Below are 2352 nucleotides of genomic sequence, written 5' to 3'. Positions count from 1 at the left end.
CCAAGGAGTCTTTTTGTTTCTCAAATCTCATATTTCTTCATTATAGGAATGCTGCTCGTTAGTTCAAAAAAGAGAACGCTCCCGCGCTTCGCTTAGGCTACGTCCTCCACATTACCAATTTCAAATTAAAGCACATACGCGTGTAGCATGTAGTTCTTCGTATAAACCAATAAACCGGGACTAAGCACTAAGAAAACACTTTATTTTCTTTTAGCAGGAGAATTTTTAACAGTTCAGAAGCAAGCCATTACATGGGTTTACAGATGGCGACTCCCTGCGTAAGGACTCCAGATGGACCATATAATCTTTCACCGGTTGTAGTAAACGCTAACATCGTTCTGGCTGTCAAGGTTACGAAAGTATAGATGTACAGTCTGGTCTCGTCCGAGTTCAGCGCCATCATATCGACGCCGAATTCGAATAAAGGTCTCAGGTTGTGATTGAAGCTGCTCAAAAGCGTCAATCTTTTGGATACCGGGTCGAAATTGAAGATTTGTACTTCCAGCGGCGAGGTCAGCACGTACACTTTGCTGCCGTCACGAGATACCAATATCGTTTGCGGCTTACCGATCAATCCCGTTCTGCTCGCTTCGCTGATATAATAAGGGCTGCTCGTATCCAGCACGACAATTTCCTGCGCTTCCCAGTTCGCGACAAAAGCAAAATTGCCGTCAGGTGAAAAGGCGAGGTTAATCGGATCGTTGCCCGCCTCCAGAGCGATCCCGGTATCCGTCATACTGCCCCCCTCGTCGATGCGGTAACATCTGACTAGACCTTTAACATAACAGGCAGCGAGGATAAGGCCGCTTCCGTTCGGCGATACGGCAACGGCTTGCGCGTCTGTCGGAATAGACTTGACAGTTTGATCGGATAACGAGTAGGAAACCATTTGACCGTTCTCGTACGAAGGTACACCGACCGCATAACGGCTATCCGGCGTAATGCCGAGACTGAGCACGGACACCGGGGTTTGAACCGAATGCTTCAGCGAAGGCGGCCTCGTCGTGAGATCAATATCCATCAGCCTGCTGCCGTTGTCATACGATGGGACTATTGCTCTGGTACAATCTTTTGTAATGACAACATTGTCTGCATTCTTCAAAAAAACCTCACCGATGATAGGTCTAAGAGTTTCGTCTAGAAATTGGAGAATACCAGAGCGGGAAGGCACCAATATGGTGTCGATAGGCAGACGATAGCTTGATTGCCCGGCAGCCACTCCTCCGTCAGACTTCACGCCTGGAACGATTCCGAGCAGAGTCCCGGTAAGATTGAAGGCGGCAAGCTGGTTTTGGCCAGAGATAATTAGCTTCGACTCCGTCGCATCCAACGTCATTCTGTCCACGCCGAAATAACTGACAATATCCAGATTATGATTGAATCGCCCCGTCAGGCTCAATCTTTGGGCTACCGGATCGAACTCGAAGCTGGCAACCTCTCGCGTGGTCAGAACGTAAACCCGCTGTCCGTTTTTGGATACGACGATCGTCTGCGGGTGCCCAATGACCGGCGTTCGGCTCGTTTCTCCGAAATAATTCGAGTTGCCGGTATACAGCACGACGATTTCATCCGCGTAGTAGTTGGCTACAAAGCAAAATCGGCCATCGGGCGTATAGGCAAGGTTGAGCGGCGTGTCGCCTGCCATCACTTCGTTCCCGCTATCCGTGATCATGCCTGCGTTGTCGATGTAATAGAGCCGCACACGGCCTGCGTTGTATCGGGCCGTCAAGAGGCGTCCACTCAAATCGGGAGAGCTGGCCACCGCCTGCGCATCTGCAGGAATCCAGCTGCCTGACGCGTCCTCCAGACTATAGGACACCATCTGCGCAGGGGAACCCCCTACCACGCTGACGGCAAAGCGGTTATCGGCAGTGAGCGCCACAGCTTCTAATGGGATAGGCGAGTTGAAAGTATGGACGACAGATGGAGGATTCGTTCGCAAATTCATTTCAAACAACTTCTGCGCATTAAAAGAACAGATGACCGCTTTATTAAAATCGCCCGTAACAGCTACATCCACCACATCGCCATCGATACTGATTTGCTGGGCTACTGTAAGCGTATCCGTATCGACAAAGCTGACTCTTCTTATCGCTCGCTCGATGGCGATGACATAATTGCCGGGTAATGCACTCATCGGCTTGTCCTCCTTTTCAAAATGCTTAATCTAAACCTATCTTCTAGCAAAAGGGCGCAGAATAAAGATAGGTTTCAATATTATATGAGGACAGGCTTCAAGTGGCACCGGCTTTGTTAATTACTCAACTTTCGCAGAGCCAAAATTAGCTTAACAGCACGTACTGCATAGATTTGAGAACGATTGGATTATCTACTTGACGAAAATAGAAAAAC

1 protein-coding gene is annotated in these 2352 nt (G+C 49.0%); it reads right to left on the bottom strand.

What is annotated here, in order from left to right:
• Window positions 1-247: 247 nt before the first annotated feature.
• On the bottom strand, window positions 248-2137 hold the full coding sequence (locus tag LQV63_RS31175; RefSeq protein WP_233699645.1) for a hypothetical protein: 1890 nt from the start codon (window positions 2135-2137) through the stop codon (window positions 248-250).
• Window positions 2138-2352 lie beyond the last annotated feature (215 nt).

Origin of the sequence: Paenibacillus profundus (assembly GCF_021369635.1) — a bacterium.
Taxonomy (GTDB): domain Bacteria; phylum Bacillota; class Bacilli; order Paenibacillales; family Paenibacillaceae; genus Paenibacillus_B; species Paenibacillus_B profundus.
The sequence above is the reverse complement of the archived record's forward strand: the minus strand, read 5'-3'. Positions and strand labels throughout refer to the sequence as shown.

Excerpts from the sequence above, each read along its gene's own strand:
- LQV63_RS31175 (WP_233699645.1), bottom strand. The coding sequence starts at position 2,137 with ATGAGTGCATTACCCGGCAATTATGTCATCGCCATCGAGCGAGCGATA.